This window comes from Enterococcus quebecensis (assembly GCF_001730365.1).
GTDB classification, from domain to species: domain Bacteria; phylum Bacillota; class Bacilli; order Lactobacillales; family Enterococcaceae; genus Enterococcus_L; species Enterococcus_L quebecensis.
This window is the reverse complement of sequence record NZ_MIKB01000016.1, coordinates 100,783-124,960: the sequence shown is the minus strand read 5'-3', so window position 1 is coordinate 124,960 and position 24,178 is coordinate 100,783. Positions and strand designations below refer to the sequence as shown.

General features: G+C 35.2%; 21 protein-coding genes. All 21 read right to left on the bottom strand.

Features of this window, described 5'->3' with window-relative positions; all coding sequences use genetic code 11:
- Positions 1–8: 8 nt before the first annotated feature.
- The 21 genes from BCR23_RS11770 to BCR23_RS11675 all read right to left on the bottom strand — a co-directional run bounded on the left by BCR23_RS11770 (position 9) and on the right by BCR23_RS11675 (position 24,178).
- A complete protein-coding gene (locus BCR23_RS11770; protein ID WP_069635679.1) occupies positions 9–1,532 on the bottom strand; it encodes a helix-turn-helix domain-containing protein in 1,524 nt (507 codons plus the stop codon).
- A gap of 524 nt (positions 1,533–2,056) precedes the next feature.
- Complete coding sequence (locus BCR23_RS14790; protein WP_167352176.1) at positions 2,057–2,233, bottom strand: hypothetical protein; 177 nt, start codon at positions 2,231–2,233, stop codon at positions 2,057–2,059.
- A 186-nt stretch (positions 2,234–2,419) separates the two neighbouring features.
- Positions 2,420–4,114: an oleate hydratase gene (locus BCR23_RS11765; RefSeq protein WP_069635678.1), complete on the bottom strand. Its 1,695-nt coding sequence runs from the start codon at positions 4,112–4,114 to the stop codon at positions 2,420–2,422.
- Positions 4,115–4,223: 109 nt separating this feature from the next.
- Positions 4,224–4,799, bottom strand: coding sequence for a TetR/AcrR family transcriptional regulator (locus BCR23_RS11760; RefSeq protein WP_069635677.1), 576 nt, complete (start codon positions 4,797–4,799; stop codon positions 4,224–4,226).
- Positions 4,800–4,962: 163 nt separating this feature from the next.
- Positions 4,963–6,708, bottom strand: a complete 1,746-nt coding sequence (locus tag BCR23_RS11755) for an immunoglobulin-like domain-containing protein (protein ID WP_069635676.1) — start codon at positions 6,706–6,708, stop codon at positions 4,963–4,965.
- A gap of 140 nt (positions 6,709–6,848) precedes the next feature.
- Positions 6,849–8,606, bottom strand: a complete 1,758-nt coding sequence (locus tag BCR23_RS11750) for an immunoglobulin-like domain-containing protein (protein WP_069635675.1) — start codon at positions 8,604–8,606, stop codon at positions 6,849–6,851.
- Between the two features lie 275 nt (positions 8,607–8,881).
- Positions 8,882–9,151, bottom strand: coding sequence for a hypothetical protein (locus BCR23_RS11745; RefSeq protein ID WP_069635674.1), 270 nt, complete (start codon positions 9,149–9,151; stop codon positions 8,882–8,884).
- 87 nt (positions 9,152–9,238) lie between these two features.
- Complete coding sequence (locus BCR23_RS11740; RefSeq protein ID WP_069635673.1) at positions 9,239–10,627, bottom strand: sensor histidine kinase; 1,389 nt, start codon at positions 10,625–10,627, stop codon at positions 9,239–9,241.
- Entirely contained in the window at positions 10,624–11,298 is a 675-nt protein-coding gene (locus BCR23_RS11735) for a response regulator transcription factor (protein ID WP_069635672.1), read from the bottom strand. The genes BCR23_RS11740 and BCR23_RS11735 overlap by 4 nt, the downstream gene beginning before the upstream one ends.
- A 97-nt stretch (positions 11,299–11,395) precedes the next feature.
- Complete coding sequence (locus BCR23_RS11730) at positions 11,396–12,628, bottom strand: ABC transporter permease (protein WP_069635671.1); 1,233 nt, start codon at positions 12,626–12,628, stop codon at positions 11,396–11,398.
- Positions 12,621–13,310 (bottom strand): ABC transporter ATP-binding protein, encoded by a 690-nt coding sequence (locus BCR23_RS11725; protein ID WP_069635670.1) that lies wholly within the window; start codon positions 13,308–13,310, stop codon positions 12,621–12,623. The genes BCR23_RS11730 and BCR23_RS11725 overlap by 8 nt, the downstream gene beginning before the upstream one ends.
- Positions 13,294–14,496, bottom strand: coding sequence for an efflux RND transporter periplasmic adaptor subunit (locus tag BCR23_RS11720; RefSeq protein WP_069635669.1), 1,203 nt, complete (start codon positions 14,494–14,496; stop codon positions 13,294–13,296). Before BCR23_RS11720 ends, BCR23_RS11725 begins: the two co-directional genes overlap by 17 nt.
- A 208-nt stretch (positions 14,497–14,704) precedes the next feature.
- The gene (locus BCR23_RS11715; RefSeq protein ID WP_069635668.1) at positions 14,705–16,189 is read right to left on the bottom strand and encodes a sucrose-6-phosphate hydrolase; all 1,485 of its coding nucleotides are present in this window, start codon (positions 16,187–16,189) and stop codon (positions 14,705–14,707) included.
- Positions 16,186–17,658 (bottom strand): sucrose-specific PTS transporter subunit IIBC, encoded by a 1,473-nt coding sequence (locus tag BCR23_RS11710; RefSeq protein WP_069635667.1) that lies wholly within the window; start codon positions 17,656–17,658, stop codon positions 16,186–16,188. The genes BCR23_RS11715 and BCR23_RS11710 overlap by 4 nt, the downstream gene beginning before the upstream one ends.
- 196 nt (positions 17,659–17,854) lie before the next feature.
- Positions 17,855–18,838 carry a LacI family DNA-binding transcriptional regulator gene (locus BCR23_RS11705; protein WP_069635666.1) on the bottom strand — a complete coding sequence of 328 codons (984 nt, stop codon included), beginning with the start codon at positions 18,836–18,838 and terminating at the stop codon, positions 17,855–17,857.
- 40 nt (positions 18,839–18,878) lie between these two features.
- Complete coding sequence (ruvB, locus tag BCR23_RS11700) at positions 18,879–19,889, bottom strand: Holliday junction branch migration DNA helicase RuvB (protein WP_069635665.1); 1,011 nt, start codon at positions 19,887–19,889, stop codon at positions 18,879–18,881.
- A gap of 12 nt (positions 19,890–19,901) precedes the next feature.
- Positions 19,902–20,513, bottom strand: a complete 612-nt coding sequence (ruvA, locus tag BCR23_RS11695) for a Holliday junction branch migration protein RuvA (RefSeq protein ID WP_069635664.1) — start codon at positions 20,511–20,513, stop codon at positions 19,902–19,904.
- Between the two features lie 185 nt (positions 20,514–20,698).
- The gene (locus tag BCR23_RS11690) at positions 20,699–22,372 is read right to left on the bottom strand and encodes a peptide ABC transporter substrate-binding protein (RefSeq protein WP_069635663.1); all 1,674 of its coding nucleotides are present in this window, start codon (positions 22,370–22,372) and stop codon (positions 20,699–20,701) included.
- A gap of 189 nt (positions 22,373–22,561) precedes the next feature.
- Positions 22,562–22,999, bottom strand: a complete 438-nt coding sequence (msrB, locus tag BCR23_RS11685; RefSeq protein ID WP_069635662.1) for a peptide-methionine (R)-S-oxide reductase MsrB — start codon at positions 22,997–22,999, stop codon at positions 22,562–22,564.
- Between the two features lie 98 nt (positions 23,000–23,097).
- Positions 23,098–23,592 (bottom strand): acyl-CoA thioesterase, encoded by a 495-nt coding sequence (locus BCR23_RS11680; RefSeq protein ID WP_083241967.1) that lies wholly within the window; start codon positions 23,590–23,592, stop codon positions 23,098–23,100.
- Positions 23,593–23,623: 31 nt separating this feature from the next.
- On the bottom strand, positions 23,624–24,178 hold the full coding sequence (locus BCR23_RS11675) for a Maf family protein (RefSeq protein ID WP_069635661.1): 555 nt from the start codon (positions 24,176–24,178) through the stop codon (positions 23,624–23,626).

The following is a 24,178-nucleotide window of genomic DNA, read 5'->3' as shown; positions in this document are numbered from 1 at the left end:
CTCTTTTTTCAAGAAATATTACTAAGCGGATGCACAATAGTTCGATGACTGTATTTTTTTATAATCTCTTGCTTAATTTCATCAATCACTTTGTTGAAATCACTTAAACTAAAAAATGAATTAGCAAATACCACCCTTGTATTCTCCGATACTTCGGGCAGATAAATATCTGTGATCAATACATCTGGTTGATCACGTAAATCAGAAACTAACTGGATTCGATCTGTAAAAACCAAAACTAATTTATTTGCAATAATTGTTTCTGCAAAAAATTTCGAATTTTGAACCATTACCTTTACAGGAGGAAATGTGTATTCTTGTATTTCGTTTAATAGCATATACACAACCCAATAGACATATTCAAGAAGTGATGATTCATCTATATTTAATTCCATCCACCAATTTTTATAACTCTGAGATAATTGTGAATTATCAAATATTTGTTTTATCGCTTCAATCACTTCTTCTTCTGTTTTATCACGGTAGTAACAATTAATTGGATCGTAGATATAACTGAATATGTTTGTATCTATATAACAAGTTGATAAGACTAGATGCATTTTGTCTATTTCTTGCCTAATTCTAAGAAAAAGTTGGGCTAGGTCTCCTGTAAAGCTTGAAAAAAAAGTCTCAATGATTTGCTCTGTAAGCTGATTACTGTTTTCTACAAAGGGAAAATTTTCTTCATTGAAAAAAGAAGTATACTCTTCAAAGTTTATTTTTTCTGTAACTAAATCTTCTTTATACATAAATAATTGAACAAAACTTATTTCCTGCCAGATTTGTTCTTGTGAGCGATTTTTCTTTGACGAAAAATACTCTACTAAAGCTTCTTTATAATCAAATTCTGATTTTTGAGATAATTCTACCAATATCCCGTTATTACAATTATGCTTTTGGGAAGATCGAATATTACTTATATATATGAGCAAACAAACTCTCGCTTGCTTCGCATTATTCAAAATAGACCATGACTTCACCTTTTTATAGATATTCGCTTCAATTTCTCTATATTCTTGTGAATTAAATACCCAATGATTCGATGCGTGTGAAAAAAACAAAAAAAAGAAATTTCTGATCTTCAGTTCATCACCAGCAATTTTGTTAACGCGAGATAACTTTAAATCAAATTTTTTTAAAATAGAAGCTAGTTTTTGTCGATAACGAGAAAAGGTTGATGCGCTTATGTACTCTAGCTCACAAAATTTTTTTACGTCTACTTTCTCATATAAAAATATATTATAAATAATTTTGTAAAGGATAGACTCTTTTAAATACGTTGCCGCAATTGACATTACATCTAGATTCTCTGCAAATATCCCTTTGATTGTCTTGTTAACATAGCTAATTTGAAATTGGCCGGAAGATGGAGAAAATTCTTGTTCGAACTGTCTGATAATTTGTAAAACTGTTTTTTCAGAAAGGTTTGTGTTTTCAGATATATTTTTTATACTTACTATTTTTCTTTGATTGTCTATATAACTTAAAACTTTCAACTTTCTATCGTACGATTCATCTAAAAAAGCTCTCATTTTCCCCTCCTAAATTAGGTTTTCTCCTATATAAGAATATCGCTTATTCTCCTTTTTTTATTTCTTTTTTTACTTTTTTTTTAATAAACATTGAAATTTATTTACCTAGATGCTTATTATGCAATAACTTAATTCTTTTTTTTTACTCTTTTTCAGAATTTTTTTTATCAAAAAATGATAATTTTTCCGACCAAAAAATGATATTATTTTTAAATATTCATCTTGACATTTTATTTTCATACTTTTATTGCTATGCAGAAAGAAAAAAATAAGAAAGGGAAATTATTTGTTGGTAATTTCTCTTTCTTATTTTTAACACCTTCTCTACTTAGCGTCTTCCAAAGTTGGTTCCACTTCAGCATGGTATTTCCCCAAACTTTTTAATGCGCCCGCTTTAAGATCCAAGCTGAATTAGTAAAAGTAGGCGTAAAAGCGACTGTCTGTCCCTCATCAATTGCTGTTTTATCTATCGCTAATCTAGCTGTAACCTGTAGCTTATTCTTCTACCTCATAGGGATAACCACTCATATACCAAGAGTCAGATTGATTTTTTGCATCGGTACTCGTCGCTTCATTGTACCTAGCCTCTGAACCCGTGTATCGGAAACTTCTCCTGTCAAACTCCTTGCTCGCACGTATATTTTTGCACCATCAACTGGTTTCGGTACTTCATTTTCTGATAGTATCCGTTCTAGGAACATAAAATAAAGGTCTGAGGTATAACTCGAAGAGTTATACCTCAGACCCTTAAAATCAGAGTGAATACTGATACGAATGTAGACTATGCATTACTTCGAACACATAAACTTCTAAGATTTAAAGAATTTCGTCCTAGTCTCTTAGTTTTTCAATATCCAGTTAATCCTCCTGATATAAATAACTATTTTCTACCTAAACATCGTTTGTGTAGCTTTTGCCAAAACCTTAGGATCACGGTTGTAAGGTGTTACTGGAATGATTTCTTTATCGATATCAAACAGTGTATAAATTGCAATTCGGGCTGCACGCACGGAATATTCTTCCGTAAATACCATATCTTTTGGTATTTCTACAAATTGGCTGATCATAGCAAAGTTCGTACTATTTTCAGGAACAACTTGTGGTCGATCAGTCATTTTTCGTGGTTGGAACTGTGCATCAATATAAGGCATATATGCAGGAATTACATTAACGATGTCCTCAATGATTTCTTCCCAGTCAGCTTCCCAGCCCATCTGACAGATCCATTCGTATAGAATTTCTTCTCCTGTACAATCACGCATTGGTTTTTTCACATAATCCCCAACTTTATCCGTGTAAATGCCATACCCCCAAAAAATTGTTGTATTAGCATCTTGGTTTTTAAAATGTGGTTGAGCCGCAACAACTGTACTCATCAACCAACTTGAATCTTTCAATGTCATTAATGCGCCTGATCCTGGAATGTTTCCAGAAAAAGCTTCGATTCGTTTTAATAATTTATCTCCGCGACAAGTGACAGTGAAGCTTTCCCAGTTTGTTTCAGCTTCATTACCGAAAAAGGGTTCAGGATTTCCTAATCCTGCTTTTTTCTTAGCAATATTACGCCAAAGTCTAGCAGAACGGGATTCTTCAGTAACAGCTGGTGCGGGATGGCTCCAATCTCCTTCCGTTGAACTATCCGTCATTGTCCCATTCGTCATAATCACAACATCATCTTCAGCAAGTTCAATAGTCTCACCATTTCCTAGTTTCAACGCAGTAACAGTAATTTCTGAACCTGGTTTAAATTCCAGATCAATAACATCTTCATTCAAAGTAAAATCAACACCATGTTTGTCTAAAAATGTTTTCAAAGGAAGAATCACGCTATCGTATTGATTCAAAGGAGTTCTCGTTACCCCTTCTAAAGTATCAATACGGGAAAATTCTAAAATCATTCGATTCATATAACGACGTAACTCAAAAACACTGCTCCATTTTTGGAAGGCAAAGGTTGTTTGCCACATATACCAAAAATTGGTTTCAAAAAAGTGAGGAGCAAACCATTCTTCGATAGTCATGTCATCCAAACTTCCTTCAGAAGCTGCTAGTAATTTCGTCATTGCTAGTCGATCTTCATTGTCAAATCCCATCGTGTGAGCATCAACGATTTCTTGATCTTTTGTCACTAAACGTGCTTGTGCATGAGTGGGATGCAAATGATCAAAGTTTAAAATTTCTTCTGTCACACTATGATTAGGCCATTCAAGAGATGGAATACTATCAAATAGTTCCCAGAAATTTTCATAGGTTTCTTCATTTAACATCCGTCCACCACGAGCAACAAACCCTTTGTCGTTCGTACCGATGCCGTCATTACTGCCGCCTAGGATTTTCATGCCTTCGATCACATGGATGTTCTTTCCGTTAAAGTTCCCATCACGAATCAAGTAAGCTGCTGCGGCCATTGTAGCAATCCCACCACCAATTAGATACACTTGTTTGTCTCCATAATATCGGCTATTGATTTCTTCTTCTACTTCAGCAACTTTTTCTACTTTCTTTTCAGCGGATACTTTTTTAGCAAGATAGGCTGCACCTAATGCACCTGCTGCAGCTAATCCAATGTGACTTTTTTTCATGAGAATCCCTCCGATTCATTTTATTGAACCTAGCGTACAACGATTTCTCATAAAAGTCTTGTGATAGCCTTTCCATTCCGTCTTCTTTTTAGACACTTTAAACAGTTTGTCACAATAATTCATTTTCCTGTGCGTATAACCGATAAGAGAAGAATTCTGTGTCTTTTGCTAAGCGAAACAGCTGTGTCGCAATTTCCAATGGCGATTCTTTATAACTACCTAAAATCCAATCAATCAAAACACCACTGCAGCCATAGGAGAAGAAACGTGCATAAAATACTTTGTCTTCTGGTAACAACTGATTTTCCTTATCGACTTGATTGAATAAATTGATGAAAAGTTTGTTGGTGATTGCTGAAAAGCATATTCTCAATATATCTGAGTCTGAACTGACTGTATTATAGTAGAAATCACTTTTCGACTGGATTGCTTTTAGCATTTTTAGCGCTTGCTCTTCCCAGTTATCAATGCTTACGTCTGGGGAATCTAAATAAATTAATGCGTCGTGAGTATAGATCCAGCGCAATAAATCATTTTTGTCAGTAAAATGATAATAGAAGGTTTGGCGATTTAATCCAACTTCTTTGGTGATATCTTGAACACTAATTTTACTGTATAATTTTCGACCACATAATTCGATCAATGCGGATGAAATGGCTTTTTTGGTTATTTGTGATTCACTCATAATTTTTTCCTCGCTTTTTTTAGTTAGATACATCATACCAAAAAAATGGGTGAAAATATAAGATTGTGTAGATTTTTTTAAGGATTGTTAATGGTTGTGAATATAGAAAAACTCTTAATTTAGAAAAGTCATGACTCATTTCTAAATTAAGAGTTACTATTGTTTATTTTTCGTAAGGAATCGTTACAGTGCCGAAAAATCTCCCATGAAGTTTACCCTGAAAATCATAGCTTACTTCCCCTGAATCCTTTAAATTCTCCCAGGTTAGCTGATTTGTTTCTGATATATAATTTCCATTATCACTAATTTTATTTAATTTATCAATGGATACGGGGCTTTCTAGTTCAAGACGATTTCCTGCAGATAGTTTCTTCTTAGGCAATGTGATTTTTTGATCTCCAACACTCGGATTTGTAGAAGGTCCAAAGACGCTCACATCGCTGATTTGATTTCTATCAAAATTAACATACCTTAATCGTGTGTGATCTTTCAAAGCACTTATATCTTCTATTTGATTATCAGAAAAATCAATATCAATCAATTTCGTAAAGTTCCTTAATACACTGATATCTTTTATTTGGTTCTCACTCATATTAAGCGCTCTAAGAGATCTTAAGTTGCTTAACGAGCTAATATTGCTAATTTTATTATCTTTTAAAACAAGAGTTTCAAGATTGTATAGATTTCTCAACGGACTGACATCACTGATGGGGGCACCTGCCAACTCTAGCCAAATGAGTGATGTCAAGTTACTTAACTTACTTATATCAGTTACATTCTTTAAATTGTTACTATTGCTATAAATATTAAAAGACATTAATTTTTTAAGATATTGCATTCCTTCTAAATCATAAACTTCTCTCGTTAAATCTAGCTCCGTGATACTTAAAAATACGTCTTTTTCAACTATATCCGTTGATTGTTGTCTACCTAATCTATGCGTAACCATTTGTGCCAACGCTGGATCTGGGAACCATTCATTAATAGCTTTTTTCTCAATTGTTTCATTGGTTACTACCTTAACTTGATACCGTCCGATTTCTTTGTTTTTTTCATTTACTACTGAAATTTGGACGTTATCTTTGATATCTGTAATAAACACTGTTGCGTCTAGTTCAAATGTTCCGTCTGGATTAATCGTTGCTTTTGTGCGACGTTTTTTGTTTACAAATAAAGAAACCTGCTTAGCTTTCGCTATATCTCGACCAGTCAAATTCCCTGTTACTTTATTGACTTGTCCCAAAATATAATCAGGAATATTCGCATCTATTCCAATTGGATTAATAGCAACTGGCGTTCTACCTAACTCTTTTCCAAGTGTGGAACCAACGATTTCAACTTGAGTATCAACTGATCTGATATAGTCTGATTCAATTGAAATGTTGTAGGTTTGATCCATTTTGACGTTGACTGTTTTAATAATTTCTCCGCCTATTAATAATGTAACTTCATCCATTTGATTGCCTGCAATTCCAGTAATTTCTTCATCATGTAAAGTGTAGTCGTTAGCGTTTAACAAAATTTCAGCTTTTTCTATTGAAACAGTTTGACGAGCTATTTCTTTACCATTAATTGTTAATCCTACGACTTCTACCTTATCATCTATACTCTTAATCGCCTGTTCTGCTTCAATTTCAAAAGTATCGTCTGCAAAGATATCTCCTTCAGCAACATACAATCCATTAACATGTAATTCTACTTTTCCGATTGTTTTATCTACCGAACCTGTCACATAGTCATCTTGCCCCAGCTTAAAAGAGTCAGAAGCGATCAGTTCATTCTTGTCCATTTTCAATTCAATTTTTCCTGAGCTTTGTTCTTCCGCTGTTGCTAATAATGAAAAATTACTGCCAAATGGAATGAGTAACACCAAACAACTAACTAACGTAACACTTTTTCTATAGTTCATTTTAGCTCCTCCTTGTAAGTATCTATCTAAGCAAACCACATGAATACTATTATGAACAAAAATAATGTTCTTAAATTAACAGTTTTGTTTCCTTAGCTATTTATAAAAACTGACTTAACTTACCAACAACGACATTCTTTTTATTTTTCGTAAGGAATCGTTACAGTGCCATAAAATCTCCAATTAAGTTTCCCATTGAACTCATAGCTTACTTCCCCTGAATCCTTTAAATTCTCCCAAGTTAGCCGGTTGGTTTCTGCTGTATAACTTCCATTATCACTAATATTAATCAGTTTAGAAATTTGAACCGGACTAGTCAATTCCAGACGATTTCCTGCAGATAGTTTCTGCTTTGGTAACGTGATTTTTTGACCATAAAAATTTGGAAATATTATCGGTAGTGAGTCCAAAAAACTAATATCACTGATTTGATTATTACTAAAATCAGCAGACTCCAATCGTTCAAGTTTTTTTAATGGACTAACATCACTGATTTGATTATCAGAAAAATTAATTTCTTTCAGCTTAGTAAAATTCCTCAATACGCTGATATCTTTTATTTGATTATTACTTATACGGAGTGCTCTGAGAGATTTTAAGTTGCTTAAAGAACTAATATCGCTAATTTTGTTTCCATCTAATAGCAACGTTTCAAGATTATATAAATTTCTTAACGGACGAACATCACTAATGGGGGCATCCAACAAGTCAAGCCAAACGAGTGATGTTAAATTACTTAACTTACTTATATCACTTACCTCTCTTAAACTTTCCCCACTACCGTAATAATTAAGATACCTTAGTTTTTTTAGATGTTGCATCCCTTCTAAATCATAAACTTTTGCCCTAAAACTAAACTCAGTGATACCTAAAAATATATCTTTTTCCACTATATTTGTTGGTTGTTTACCTAATTTATCCGCAATCAATTGTGCCATCACTGGATCTGGGAACCATTCATTAATAGCTTTTTTCTCAATTGTTTCATTCGTTACTACTTTAACTTGATAGCGTCCGATTTCATTGTCTTTTTCATTTACTACTGAAACTTGGACGTTATCTTTGATATCTGTAATAAACACTGTTGCGTCTAGTTCAAATGTTCCATCTGGATTAATCATTGCTTCGGTATATCGTTTCTTATTTACGAATAAACGAACTTTTTTGGCTTTCGCCAAATCTTTTCCTGTCAACTCTCCCGTCACTTTGTTTACCTGTCCCAGAATATAGTCTGGAATAATCCCATCTAATCCAAGTGGGTTGATCGCTACAGAAACTCTTCCTAATTCTTTGCCTAAAGTGGAACCAACAACTTCCACCTGATCCTCAACAGTTCTAATATCATCTTCTTCAATCGGCATGACATATGTTTGGTCTGACTCGACTTTGACTGTATCAATGATTTCTCCATCAATTAATAGTGACACTTCATCCATTTTATTTCCTGCCACTCCGGTAATCTCTTCGTCATGTAGAGTAAAGTCATTGGCAGTTAATATAATTTCGGCTTTTTCTATTGAAACAGTTTGGCGTGCTAGTTCTTTGCCTCTACTCGTTAACCCCACGACTTCTACCTTATCATCTAGATTCTTGATGACTTGTTCTGCTGCGATTTCAAAAGTATTGAAATTTTCTTCTATATATATTTTCCCCTTACTGACAGATACTCCATTGACATGCAATTCTACTTTTTTGATTGTTTTATCTACCGAACCTGTCACGTAGTTATCTTGCCCTAGCTTAAAAGAATCTGAGGCAATCAGTTCATTCTTGACCATTTTTAATTCAATTTTCCCTGCTTCTTGCTCTTGTGCTGTCGCTAGCAGTGAAAAATTACTGCCAAATGAAGTAAGTAACACCAAACAACTAACTAACGTAACACTTTTTCTATGTTTCATTCTCTCTCCTCCTCACAATATATATAATCATACCATATGTATAATTATAATTACAAAAAGAAGTATATAAAAATTTTATATAAATATGATATAGATAAAAAATGCTCACTGGAAACTCGTTCAATAACTTTTTTATGTCAATTGTTACACACAACTGAAGTTCCTTCGAATCCTCCTTATCCCACAATTAAAAACATAAAAAGGCATAGCTTTGGCTATGCCTTTTTATGTTTTATTACAATTTATTTCTATTCATCTTGAAACAACTATTTCTACTAGTCCAAACCTTGAATATCTACATCATCCAGATTTATACCTTCTGGAAGTGTTAATTCTGTGCCGTCTTTAAATGTTTTAATGGTCACTTTTTGACCATCAATTTCTTCTGTACGTTCACTGACAACATCTGATTCTTTTTTATCTATTTTTTCCCCTTTTAATTCACCTTTATTTTCTGTATCTTTTTCGGCTTTAGCACCACAAGCTGTTAATGTAACCATTAGTACCGCTGATAATACTAGTAAAGCAAGTCTTCTTTTTCTCATAACTGAATTCCTCCTAAATCTCTCAATACAGTTAGTTTATCAGAGGAATGTAGATTCTATTTGCATGGACTGTGGATTTTACCTGTATTATTCTATTGATTTAACACCAGAAGAAAATGTTAGTGTAAATTTCATGCCAGTTTTATTTTCCATTGGTTCAAACGTAAATGCAATATCATTTTTCAGTAATAGTTTTGAGACAATATACAATCCCAATCCCGTTCCTCCATCTTTTCTCGCACGAGCATAGTCAGGTCGATAAAAGGGGAGAAATATCTTATCAACTTCTTCTTGTTCCAATGGCGTGCACTGATTTTCAATGACCAGAGACCTTGATGTCAAAAGAATAGTGACTACCCCGCCTTTTTTCGTATATTTCACAGCATTGCTCAGAAGATTCGTGATCACTCGCTTCATCTCTTCTCTATTGCAATCAATCATTACCTCTTCTAATTTCACCTCAAAAGTCAATTCTTTTTGAACAGACATAAGTTCAAATAAATCAAGCGTTTCATTAAACAACTCGGTTAGTGAGAACACTTCATTTGATGTTTCAAATTTTTCTGGACTTTCTAATTTTGAGATGAATAAAACATCCTGAACTAATTGACTTTGTGATTCTAATATTTCTTTACATACCTTCAGATAGTAATCTCGATCTTTAAAGCGACCAACGTTCAAAATCATCCCTTCAATGATTCCAAGCATGGCAGTAATTGGCGTCTTAAGTTCATGAGAAGCAATACGCATGAATTCTGACTTCGAGTGTTCAACAGCATTACTTTTTTCCAACTCCAGATTTAATGATTGGATGTTATCCAATAATGAGAGGTATAAAAATTGAATGTTATTTTCCAACTCGCTTATTTCATCTTTCCCTTTAACTACATAGTCTGTTGGCTCTGCTAGCATAACCATATTTTTTGTTCTGTTACTTATTCTATTTACTCTTCTTGTTGCCCAATAGGAGTAAATATAGGCGCCAATCCCCCCAACCAAAAAGCTTAAACCAAGAATATATGGATAGATTTTTAACAACGTAGCTTTCACTGCCATGATTGGCTCTGAGAACATGCTGACTTTCACTGTATATTTTTTCCCTTGTGAATCTTTAATCGTGGTAGATATTATAGGTACGATAGAATCTGCCGAGGCAATAACAAGCATATCGTTGTCTCTAAGATTTTTGTTATTGTCTTCAACAAAAAATGGATAGATAAACTGATTTTTCGAGTCTTCTATAAACCACGTTGTAGCGCCTTGTCTTGCCTCCTCGTTACTTACTACTTCTTGAATTTTTTCGATTGGCTGATTGTCTATCTTCTCAATCACTTCATTACTACTTTTAATTGCGCTAGCTCTTTTATCACTTTCATATACTAACGGTAAAAAATAATAAAGCAAAGCAAAGCTAAATGTGATACCTACACTAATAACTACTGACGTAAAAATAAATGTCTTTGTTCTTGTCTTCATTTTTCTGCCTCTAACATATAGCCAATCCCTTTGATTGTCTCGATTCTCAAGCTTGGTATTTTTTTCCTAATATTTTTCATGTGACTGTCAATAACTCGATCATTTGCCGTAAATTCATATCCCCAAATCGTTTCAATTAATTGTTCTCGTGTCACAACACGCCCTTTATTTTTGGCTAAATATTCAACAATTCTGTATTCTATTTTTGTTAAAGGAATGCGGTCATCTTTAAAAAATATCATAGATGAATCAAAATTTATTCGAACGTCTCCATGATGAACTTCTTGCTTTTCTACTTCGGAAACTTGCTCTGATCTTCTTAAAACGGCTTCGACTCTTTTTACCAATATCGTTGGTGAAAATGGTTTTATTACATAGTCATCGACTTTTTGCTTAAAGCTAATCAATTGTGTATGTTCTTGATCGATTGCAGTCAACATAATAATCGGCACATCAGATGTCTTTCGAATTCTTTCTAACAATTCCAACCCACTGATTGTCGGTAGCATAATATCTAAAAGGATTAAATTCAATTCTTCTTCTTCAATTATTTGCCATGCCTCTTCACCATCCAAAGCTGAAAGCACCTCGTATCCTTTCTCTTCTAAAAAATCAGTAATCACTTGATTGGTCATTGTATCATCTTCAACGACTAATATTTTTGTTTTCATCCTAACATCCCCCTTCAAAAATATTTTTTAATAGACAGAGAAACTATAGTTGAACAGCACGTACTCCGTCAACTATAGTTCACAATTTTTCTATATACTATTCGTATCTAAGAGCTTCAATAGGATCTAACTTAGATGCTTTAACAGCTGGCATTAGTCCAAATACAATCCCTATGATTGAGCAAAAAACGATACTTCCAACCACAGAAAGCATTGAAACGATGAATGGATAATTCATAATTGATGTCACCGTCTTACCAATTATTATACCTAGAATAATTCCTAATAGTCCACCAAAAACAGTTAATGTTACTGATTCAACTAAAAATTGTTCTAAAATAATTTTTCTTCTGGCTCCTAATGCTTTTTTCACACCGATCTCTCTTGTCCGTTCTGTTACAGAAACTAACATAATATTCATGACGCCAATACCTCCAACTACTAAAGAAATACTGGCAATGCCGGCAAGAAGTAGGAAGTTTGAACGATTGAATTGTTCTAATTGTTTTTCAATATTTTCAGAATTACGAACACCAAATTCATAATCAGATGCTGGTATTAGAGCATTCAATAAACCCGCAACTTCTGGCGCCTTCGTTTTTAGTTGATCAGTTGTTTCCGTTTGAATCATCACTTTTGGCTCTGGATTTAGTTCGTTTGTTACTTTATCCCATTGGCTGATTGGGACAATCGCTTCACTTCTTCCACCAAAGCCCATCATCATGTCATCTTGGCTCTGTTCATCTTCATATACACCAATTATTTGAAACGGATAACCGTTGATTTCTACATATTTTCCAACTCCCCCACCTTTGGGAAAGTGAGCATCATACGCTTTTTTGTTCATTACTATGGATTGCTGGCTTCCTGTATAGTCAGCGTCTGTGAATAACCGTCCTTCAACAACTCTTTTTTTGTCCATTTCAAAATAATTTGATGTTGTTGCTGTTATTGAGGTGTTTTCACTTTTTTGTCCTTGATAAATTTTAGAATCTTTTTCATAGCTGATAGCAACATTTTTAATGCCTGTTTGATTTTTTATTTCATTCATTTGATCTTGTGTCAGTATTGGAATATACGTAGGTTTCTTTTCTTTTGAATTTTCACTGAATCCTGAACCATTAAACTGACTTTTTCTTCCATACTCAACGTCCATTGTATTATTGTTACCACCGACAAATTGTTTTTTCATATTTGCAGTATTTCCCTCGATGATACTAAAAATTGCAATAATTGCTGCAATGCCGATAATCACTCCTAGCATGGTCAAAACAGAGCGGAGTTTGTGGGCCCAAATGGATTGTAGGGATAATCTAATATTTTCAAGCATAGACTTTTTCCTCCACCTCATCTTTCGTTATAAAACCATCTCTTAGAATAATTTTTCTTTTTGTATAATCAGCAACTTCTTGTTCATGAGTAATGATAATAATCGTTTTCCCTTCATTGTTTAATTCAGAAAACAATTCCATTATTTGTTCACTATTTTGAGTGTCCAAAGCACCTGTCGGCTCATCTGCTAAGAGAAAATCAGCATTCGTGACTAATGCTCTGGCTACTGCTACTCTTTGCTTTTGTCCTCCGGATAATTCAGATGGTTTAAAAGATACTCGGTCTTCCAAACCAACTTTTTTCAAAGCTTCTAAGGCCTTTTCTCGACGTGTTGCTCGATCAACTTTTGAGTAAATAAGTGGCAATTCAACATTCTGTAATGCTGATAATTTAGGCATTAAATTGAAATTTTGAAAGACAAAACCAATTGTTTCATTCCTCAAATCTGCTAGTTGGTAGTCTTTCATTTCTCCTACATTTCTATCATTCAGACGATATATTCCTTTTGAAGGTTTATCTAAACAGCCTATAATATTCATCAATGTAGACTTGCCAGAACCAGATGGCCCCATAATAGATACGTATTCTCCTTTTGAAATAGATAGGTTGATTCCTTTAAGAATTTCTACTTCTTCTGGACCTTGCCAATAAGATTTGCGAATATCACTTAGGTTGAGCATCTCGTTCAGCCTCCATCCCTTCTTGTAAATCAGCAGTTGGATAAACGATAGCATCTTCTTGTTTGATGCCTGATTTGATTTCTACTGTACCTTCTTCTTGGTTTTCTTCGCCCACTTCTACTTTTGTTTTTGTTAATTTATTATTTACTGATTTCCAGACAAATGTGTTTTTGTCTTCTTTCACTAGATAACCTGTGGGTAATACAACCTTGCCTGGCTCCGGTGCTTTAGGAACGACTTTAACATATACATGTTTTCCAATCGATGGTGGCGTGTCTGATTTATCAACAACAACTTTAAATGGATACTTAGAGGTGTTTTGGTTTTCCTCTTCTTTCTTTTCGCCACCATCATCTGTTGTCAAACTACCGATTTTTGTGATTTTCCCTGTCCAAACTTGTTTATTATCATTTCTATCGATAATTTGTACTTGTTGATCCACAGTAAATTTATCTTTGTTAAACTCGTCTACTTTGCCTTCTACGTATTGAATAGATGCATCAATCACTTCCATAAATGGCGTTTCACTTTTTTCTGGAGCTGGTTTATTCATTTGATCTTTATCAATTGATTTTACTACTCCGTCGAACTGAGCTTTGACTGTATTTTGTGAATTTTTTTCTTCTGCTTTATCTACTAAAAGCTGCGCTTTGTCTACTTCTATCTGAGCACTAGCAACTTCTGCTTCTGCATTTGACGCTTCCATGTATGCCGTATTAAGATCTTCTTCTGAGGTTCCATCTTTTGTCGCATTAGCTTTCTTCTTGTTGTACTCCTTCCATTTTAGATCTGCGGCTTCTCTCTTTTGTGTAACAGTGTTCGCTTGATTCGTAACGCCAAGTCTAGCATCTTTTAATTCTGTCTCATTATCCACACTGTAGTATGTAAATAGCGCTTGTCCTTTCGTTACGGTATCTCCTTCATTTACATGAACTTCTGTAACAATTCCTCTAGTCGCATCCAGTGCAATCTTACTTTTTGAATTTGGTAGAACCGTCCCAGCCAATATGGCATCTGTTCCTTTTTGAGAACCCTTCATCACATCCATCACCGTTTTTGATACAACAGGCGACGTGTCTTTAGCATCAATTTTTTTATCCTCTTTCGTTAATAAAAAATATGCACTTCCTGCTATTATTGCCATTATAATTATTGCTGATCCTATTTTTAATTTTTTATTTTTCACTGTCTTTCCTCCACTGCTTATTTGATAAATTAACTTTAGCAAAGTTTTATGGATTCTATTTGTATCTAATCTGGATTTTTTCTGTATATTGTGATTAATAGGGAAGATTCGCTTTATTTTGTGATGGATCTGCCATTATTACTCTGTTTTTTATAAATTAAAACATGCTAGAATCACTTGAGTTTATAGTCAAATGATTCTGGCATGTTTAAATAGTCCATTTATTAATGATTGCTTGTGTTGTACCATTTTCACTGATCACTGAAATTTCATTTTGAAAATCTTCTGTAAAAATTCTGGCAGTGAATGTTACTTCTCCATCATTAACAAAAATTTCTATAGATGATGTATCCACAAAAATATGTAGTTTGATGGTAGATTTTTTATAGGGGACTTGCCTGATTGTTCCGTAATTTTCTGCAAAAGGAAATCCACTATCTGTGCGATCTAAGATCAATTTTTGTTTCACTTGATCGACATAAATTTTTGTTCCTTTTTTCCCTTTCCCTCTAAGTAATAAACCAAACTGTTCTGCTGTAGATGATAGTTCTGTTTCAAGTTCATAGGTGATTCCTGTTAGTTCTGATAATTGTTGTGTCTCTGAAACGTTTGGATTAATTTGGATGTTTTCTTTTCTTAATTTTCTCAGCTCTTTGATTGGTTGTTGGTATAAACGCCCATTAACCAATTGAAGTTCACGAGGAATCGTCAAGCAGTGCGCCCAATTGTCTTTATCACTAGGATAAGCGATTTCTGGTAATCCCATCCAAGCAAACAAAATCCGACGTCCATCTGACGCTACTGTCGTTTGTGTGGCATAAAAATCAAACCCAGCATCTAATTCCTGAAATACATCATGATCAAACTCACCCGTTGCCACTTCAAGGGGCTGACCTACAATATAACCGGTCTGATAAATATTTTGGTATTGATCTTCTAAAGGTTCCAAGCCTTGTGGAGAAAACAACAAAACTCCATATCCTTCGAGTTCAAAATAATCAGGACATTCCCACATATAACCAAAATTCTGCAAGCTTGTTTGGATTTCTCCTACACTTGACCAATTTAGTACATCCTCAGATTGAAATAACAAACACGCTCCCGTTTCATTTTGCCTTTGGACGCCAATAACTGCATAGTATTTCCCCGACTGTTCCCAAAGTTTTGGATCTCTAAAATGATCTGTATATCCTTCTAAGCTTCCTTCAATTACTGGCGGAATGCATTTTTGGATTTTTCCATTGGTATCCATTTTAGCAATTAGTTGATAAGGGATTCGCTCCCATTGTTCAGTCCGAACATTTCCCGTATACATCAAAAACAATTCATCGCCAACAACTAGACCACTTCCTGAAAAAACACCGTGGCTATCATACTCAGTATCTGGTCTTAATGCTATATCAACTTCTTGCCACTCTACTAAATCTTTTGAAGAAAGATGGTACCAATATTTCAGACCATGGACAGGTCCCATCGGAAACCATTGATAAAACAAATGATAGGCACCATCAAAATAGCAAAAACCATTCGGATCATTTAATAAACCAGATTTCGGCTGAATATGGAAAACTTGACGAAATTCACTGTCATAAACTTGTTTTTCAAGCGCTTGGATTTCTTTTTTTGAATACTCTTCATAGCGTTTATACCTTTTTTCTTTTGTCCATTCTGAAAAAAATTCTCCACTTTTCATTGTTTAATCACAGCTTTCCTTTTGAATGGATTAAGTGATTGACTTTCATCATTCACTATTTCATCAGTACCTCTACCCGTTTTAATTAAAATAAACGTCGCTCCAAGGGTTACTAATGTTGTAAGAATCAAACCAAACACAAATACTAAAATTGAAGAAGGGGTAATCGCAATAACACCTGGAAGTCCTGCTGCGCCAAGTGCCACTGCTTTCACACGAAACGCTGTGATAAAGGCTGAACCCACACATGAACCAATCATTGCTGCGAAAAACGGATAACGTAATTTCAAATTCACACCAAACATCGCAGGCTCAGTAATTCCCAAATAAGCAGAAATCGAAGATGCGGTCGCTAGGCTTTTAATTTTTTCATTTTTCGTAATAAATAACACTCCTAAGCAAGCAGCTCCTTGCGCAACATTAGACATGGAGGCAATGGGAAATATAAATGTTCCACCAGTATTGGCGACCTCTGCTAATAATTGTGTTTCTACTGCAATAAAACTATGATGCATTCCTGTAATGACTAAAGGTGCATAAAACAATCCAATGATTCCACCACCGATAAATCCGGTATTTTCGTATAACCAGATCAATCCATCTGTTACTAAATTTCCTGCTTCTCGTGTGACTGGCCCTACAATAACAAACGTTAAAAAGGCCGTAATAAAAAGAGTTAATAATGGCGTTAATAAATTATCTAAAACAGAAGGGATGATTTTTCGCAAAGCTTTTTCTATTTTGGCTAAAAGGTAGGCTGCAACTAAGATTGGGAGAACTGTTCCTTGATACCCAATTTTTTCAATATGAAAACCAAATAAATTCCATGAATCGGCTACTTCTTTACCGATATTGTAAGCATTCATCAAATCTGGATGTACCATGATCATCCCTAACGTTGCACCAAGATACGGATTACCACCAAATTTCCCAGCCGCAGAAAAACCAATCAGTACAGGTAAAAAAACATAGGCCGCATTGGAAAAGGTATTAATCATTGCTGCTATTCCTTCAAATTGAGGATACGCAGTAATCAATGACTGGCCTTTAAAGAATAGGTCTTCTGCTGTAAAAATATTGTTCAACCCCATCATCAATCCACAAGCTACAATAGCTGGAATAATTGGGATAAAGATATCTGATAACATTTTTACACCGCGTTGGATTGGGTTTAATTTTTTTGACCCTACTTCTTTTAATTCTTTAGTAGACATTTCTTGTAACTCAGTCAACTTCGCAAACTCTGCATATACTTCATTAACGGTTCCACTACCTAAAATAATTTGAAATTGCCCCGCATTATCGAACGTTCCTTTAATTACTTCGATTGATTCTAATTGACTTTGTTGTTTTAATTGGTCATCTTTTAAAACCACTCGAAGTCTTGTTGCACAATGTGTTGCAGCTTCGATGTTCTCTTTGCCACCAAGAGCTTGTAAGATTTCTTCAGCAATTTTTTTGTAGTTCATTGGTTTCCCTCCTTTTTCGGAACCGGTTCTTTAAAACCCTAAAAAAATATTTTTTTGGAACCGGTTTTACAACTTTATATTAAAGCCCTTTCAAATAATTGTCAATCTTTTTTATTATCTATGGGCTTTAAAATAATAATAAAAAGGATGAAATAACACTAAAAACAGTCTTATTTCATCCTTTTTTTATTATACTCTATGTCAAATCAGCAACACTCTCTCGATGATAAATATCAAAATCAATCACCGTCTTTTTAGGAATGTCTTCACCTTTGATCAGTTGGTCTAAATAATGAAAACTTTGTTCCCCTGCTTCAACATATCGAAAATGTACAGTGCTCAACGAGGGATAAACATAATCACTGATATCATATCCGCCAAATCCTGCTAAGGAAAGTTGCTCTGGAACCGCCACTTTCATTGTATGAGCAGCCTTCAGCAATCCTACTGCTATATTATCAGTAGCAGCGATCCATAAACTGTCATGATTACTTTCTAGTTGGCTCATGCCAATATCTATGGCATCTACCATACTAAAGGTTGTTTCTACCACGTCAACGGAACTTGGTGCTTCTTGTTTGATGGCGTCTAATACTCCTTTTTTACGTAAAACTCCTACTGCGTGGTCATTTTCAGCAACACTAAAATAAGTGATTTTACGATGCCCAAGAGCTAATAATTGCCGGGTAAACTCAAAACCCGCTTGGTAATCATCATGAACAACGGAATAAACCTCTTCGTGTTCTTGACCAACAAAAATCGTTGGAATTCCTACTTCTTTTACAGCTTGAATGTGTTTTTCTGTGATTTCAGTAGCCATTAAAATAATGCCTGACACTTTTTCTTTGGCAAAGGCATAAATTCTACGAACTTCTTCTTCTGTACTTTGATTCGTATTAGCGATTAATAATTGATAATCGTGTTCTTGAACTTTCTTATCAATTCCTTCCAATGTTGCGATTGCCGCTCGCGAATCTAAGCGAGGAATAATAAAACCGATTAGACGACTGTTTTTCGCTTTCAAACTTTGAGCAAAGGTACTTGGAACATAATTATGTTCTTTGATAACAGCTTCGATCTTGCTTGCCGTTGTACTGCTGATTGATCCACCATTTAAATAACGTGATACCGTACTTTTAGCAACACCGGCTATTTTCGCTATATCATTGATTGTAATCATGCCTACATACCTCATTTCATTTATAACTTAGTTCGTTGCATTATTCTTGATAATAAGACTCATAGCCAAAGTGTTCATAAGCTAGAGCTGTTGCAATTCTACCTCTTGGTGTTCGCTTGATGAACCCTTTTTGAATTAAATAGGGTTCATACATATCTTCTACCGTCTCAGTTTCTTCACTGATATTTACAGCTAATGTGCTTAAACCAACCGGACCACCGCCGTATAATTCAATCATTGTTTTTAATAATTTTTGATCCACATAATCCAACCCTTGATGATCAACTTGCAATAATGTTAGTGCCTGATCTGCAATGTTTCGATCAATCGTACCATTTGACTGAACCTGAGCAAAATCACGTACGCGCTTCAATAAACGGTTAGCGATACGAGGTGTTCCACGGGAACGACGGGCAATTTCAAATGCACCGTCTTCAACGATCTCTGTTTGAAAAATATCGGCAGAACGTAGAACGATTTCTTTTAAATCCTGCGTTTCATAATATTCCATGTGAGAAATAATCCCAAAACGATCACGAAGAGGTGCTGATAACATTCCCGCTCTGGTTGTTGCACCAATCAATGTAAATGGTGGCAAGGGAAAATGAACTGGATGGGCAGTGGTTCCTTGACCTACCATAATATCCACATAAAAATCTTCCATGGCAGAATACAACATTTCCTCGACTACACGAGGTAAGCGATGAATTTCATCAATAAACAAGACATCACCTGGTTCCAATTCATTTAAAATCGCCACTAAATCTCCAGCTCGCTCGATTGCGGGTCCACTTGTTGTACGGATATTAACGTGCATCTCGTTAGCAATCACCATCGCCATTGTTGTTTTACCCAGTCCTGGGGGGCCGTATAAAAGTGTATGATCCAACGCTTCTTCCCGATTTCTAGCCGCTTCAATATAGATCGTTAGTTCTTGTTTGACTTTGTCTTGACCGATATATTGTTCGAGAAATTGGGGACGCAGTGACTTTTCCAGTGACTCTTCACCTTCGCTTGTTTGAGCGGAAAGTAGTCTTTCATCTTCTGTCATAGCTATTCCTCCTTAGCGTTTCATCATGAATTTCAATGCGTTGCGTAAGTACTCATCTGTGGCTTGGGTGCCTAATTCTTCTAGTTTTGGTGTAATTCGTTTGATTTCTTTTTCGCTGTAGCCTAACGCACTTAATGCTTCTAATGCTTCTGTTAGGGATTGATTTGCTGATTGGATATTCGGTGTTTTAGCCATTGCTTCAACAGCGGCATCAGAAGTTTCCAACTCACCTAATTTTCCTTTGAGATCTAGAACCATCTGCTGTGCGGTTTTTTTACCTACACCAGGAAACTTGGTTAAATAAGTAGCATCTTCACTTTCAATCGCATTGATCAAACCACCATGATCTTCTGACGCCATGATTGCTAATCCGCTTTTCGGCCCGATTCCTGAGACACTTATTAGTTTTAGGAATAGTTGTTTTTCATCTAAATCACCAAATCCGTATAGTGAATGAGCATCTTCACGGATGACTTGATGGACATAAATTTTGATTTGTTGATCTGTTTTTCCAGAATAACGGTAAGGATTACCTACAGAAACCTGATAGCCGATACCGTTTGTTTCTACTACAATATAATAAGGACTGATAAAGGTAACTTTACCAATAATATACTCGTACATAATTTCACCTTTCTACATACACTAAGACAAACACAATTTTGCCTCACCGTTTCTTGCGTTTTGCACGCACATATGTTTCTATTTTAGCATAGATTACCAAAAATCAGTAGCTTGAAAAAGAGCTACTTATGGATAAAAAGAAAGCCAGTACGAATTCTAACTAAATTCGTACTGACTCTTTTTTTTTATTCAGAAATATACGTCCATTTATAGTCATATCTCGCGCCAGCTCCGTGAGCTACAACGCCTTTGACTTTTTTACTACGCATATGTGCTTCTGCTTTTTGATAAACAGGAGCAATTCCCATATCGTCCATCAATAATTTCTCAGCATCCACCATATCAGTCCAGCGTTTTTCTGGATCAGAAGCATCTTTACTACCTGAAGCTTTGACTAATTCATCGTATTTTTCATTTGAGTAACGTCCTCTGTTATAAGAACCCCCTGTTAAGAATAAGTCAGTGAAGCTACTTGGATCTGCATAGTCAGCACCCCAACCACCCATAATCACTTCAAAGTCACCATTCTTACCACGATCTAAACGAACAGTAAATGGTACGTTTGTCACAGTGACATCAACGCCATCTAAGTTTTCTTTCACTGCACCTTGGATATACTCTAATATTTTTTTCGTAGAATCAGTGTCATCTCCTACAATATCTAATTTGAATGTACTGATACCTAATTCTTTTTTGGCTTTATCCCAATATTTTTTCGCTTTTTCTTTATCGTATTTCAAGACATCTTTGTTTTCATCTGCAAAATCTTTGTTGTCTTTTGGAGAATAAGACATTCCTTCTGGAACCAATCCAGTCGATGCAACAGATCCATCTCCTAGAATTCGATCAACAACAGCATCACGGTCAATTGAATAAGAAATAGCTTTTCTTAAATTAGCATTACGATAGGGAGATTTTTCGTCTCTTTGATTGAATTCAAGATAAGAAGTACGCGCATCTTTTTCGATAACTAATTCTGGATCCTCCGCCATTTGTTTCGCTAATTCTCCACTTAAAATCACGTCATCTGCTTGTCCATCTTGGAAAAGATTCAACGAAGTTGGTGCTTCTTTTACTACTTTTACTTCGATTTTATCTAATTTGACTGTATCTTTATCCCAGTACTGATCATTTTTTGTGTAAGACCATTCAGTATCCGTCCCTGCACCGTCAAAATCAGTTAATGTAAAGGGACCATTATAGACAGATGACTCACTATTTGATGCGTAATCTTTGCCTTTTTCCTCTACTATTTTTTTATTTTGAGGGAAAAATGACGGGAAAGCTAACAAGTAATCAAAGTATGGTGTTTCATGCTCTAGCGTTACTTCTAATTCGTAATCGCTGATTGCTTTGATACCTAGTTCATCCAACCCTTTTTTCCCTGCAGAAACATCCGCTCCATTTTTGACCAATTCAAACATGTATGCATATTCTGCAGCCGTTTTAGGATCGGCGGTACGTTGCCAGCCATAAACGTAATCAGCGGCTACTACGGGATCACCATTCGACCATTTTGCATCTTCTCTTAGCTTGAATGTATAAGTAAGTCCATCATCGCTTTTCTTAGCCATCTCTGCAGCACCTGCAGCATGTGGTTTACTTTTTGCATCTAGTCGGTATAATCCTTCATAAATATTATTAAATGCTGAGAAACTGATAGTATTTGTTCCTAATGATAAATCGGCTGTAGGCATTTCTTGTTGTACGACTAATTTAAAAAGCTGTTCCCCACTCGCTTTTTTCCCTTTCGTACTGCTATCTGTGGAATCAGTATTACTTCCTCCTCCACAAGCTGTCAACATTAAGGTTGATAGCATCATAACACTCACTAATTTTGTCACCTTTGTCTTTTTCATCTTATTCTCCTTAATAATCAATGATTTTCTTTCTTAATTCTAATCTTTCTGAATATTCTTATATTACTAAAAACAAAGACAAATAGCAACTATTTTCATGTAATAAAAAGAATCAGCCAGTCTTCCTTTTATAACTGCATAAAAAAAACCTATCCAAGCATTTATTACTGCTCAGATAAGCGAAAATAGCTATTCAAATAACGCCTTATATGCTCCATAACCTTCTTTTTCTAAGTCTTGCACTGGGATAAAACGTAACGCTGCCGCATTGATACAATAACGTAAGCCACCTTGATCTTGTGGCCCGTCTGTAAAAACATGCCCTAAGTGAGAGTCTGCTTCTTTACTACGAACTTCTACTCGATGCATACCCAAGGAAAAGTCAGCTTTTTCTTTAACTCCACGTTTTTCAATTGGTCTAGTAAATGCTGGCCAACCACAGCCTGCATCATACTTATCTTTTGAACTAAAAAGTGGTTCGCCACTAACAATATCCACATAAATTCCCTCTTGGTAAAAATCGTCATATTTGCCAGTAAAAGGTCGTTCCGTTGCATTTTCCTGAGTTACAGCGTATTCAATATCGGATAGCTTTTCTTTCAACTCTTCTTTTGATGGTTTTTCCATGACAAATCACACCCTTGCATTTTAGTTAACCTTATCATAGCATCATTGAGCAAAAAACACTCATTTTCTGTTTAGAAAATAAGTGTTCAAGTTGATTATTAATTCCAAGGAATATCCAAATCAATGTGTTTAGCAAGGTTGATACTTTCTTGGCGTTTCGCTTGTCTGAATTGTTTTCTTGCGTCATAGCCTTGACAGATAAATTGTTCTTCTTTTGTTTCAGGTTCGATTGTATCTGGCAAGCTAGCTCCTTTTGGCACTACAAAAGTCATAAAACAAGTTCCCGCCAAATAGCGTTCTCCTGTGAACAAGTCCTCACCAATCACTTTGACGAATATCTCCATCGAGCGTGTACCAACACCTGATACATAGGCATCAATACACACTGAATGATTCGCTTTTAAAGGTGCTAGAAAATCTAAATGATCAACGGACGCTGTCACGATTGCGGCTCTTGACACTCGAACAGCTGATAGGCCAGCAGTTTCATCCAACCAAGCCATTAATTGACCACCAAATAAAGTCTTATGAAAATTCAAATGAGGATAGGTGATCATATGTGTTTGAATGGCTCTTGTTTGAGAACATTTCATTGATTTAATTCCTTCTTTCATCATTTAATCACTACTCGAAAGTTGGCAGCATCCGATACAAGGTAGCAATCGGCAATCCCATAATCGAATAGTAATCCCCTTGAATATGTTTGACTAATAAGGCCCCTTGTTCTTGAATACCATATGCTCCTGCCTTATCTTTGTATTCATTTGTATCTAAATAACGATTGATTTCCTCGTCTGATAACTCATAAAACTCCACCGTTGCAGGAACTGTAGCTGAAGATTCTTGATCATTTTTCATTAAGACGATGCTTGTATACACTTTATGTGTGCGACCGCTTAATTGACGTAACATTCGAAACGCATCATCTCTGGAAGTCGGTTTCCCTAAAATTTCATTATCAATTGTCACGATCGTATCACAACCGATAACTAAATCATTTGGATATTGTTTTGCAATATGCGTGGCTTTTTGCGCCGCCATTGTTAATACATAATCCATCGGGGTAAAATAGCTTTTGACTTCTTCGTTGATATCAGCTGGAACAACATCAAAATCAGAAACGATTCTCCCTAACAGCTCACGTCTGCGAGGGGATTGGGAAGCTAATATCACTGCCAT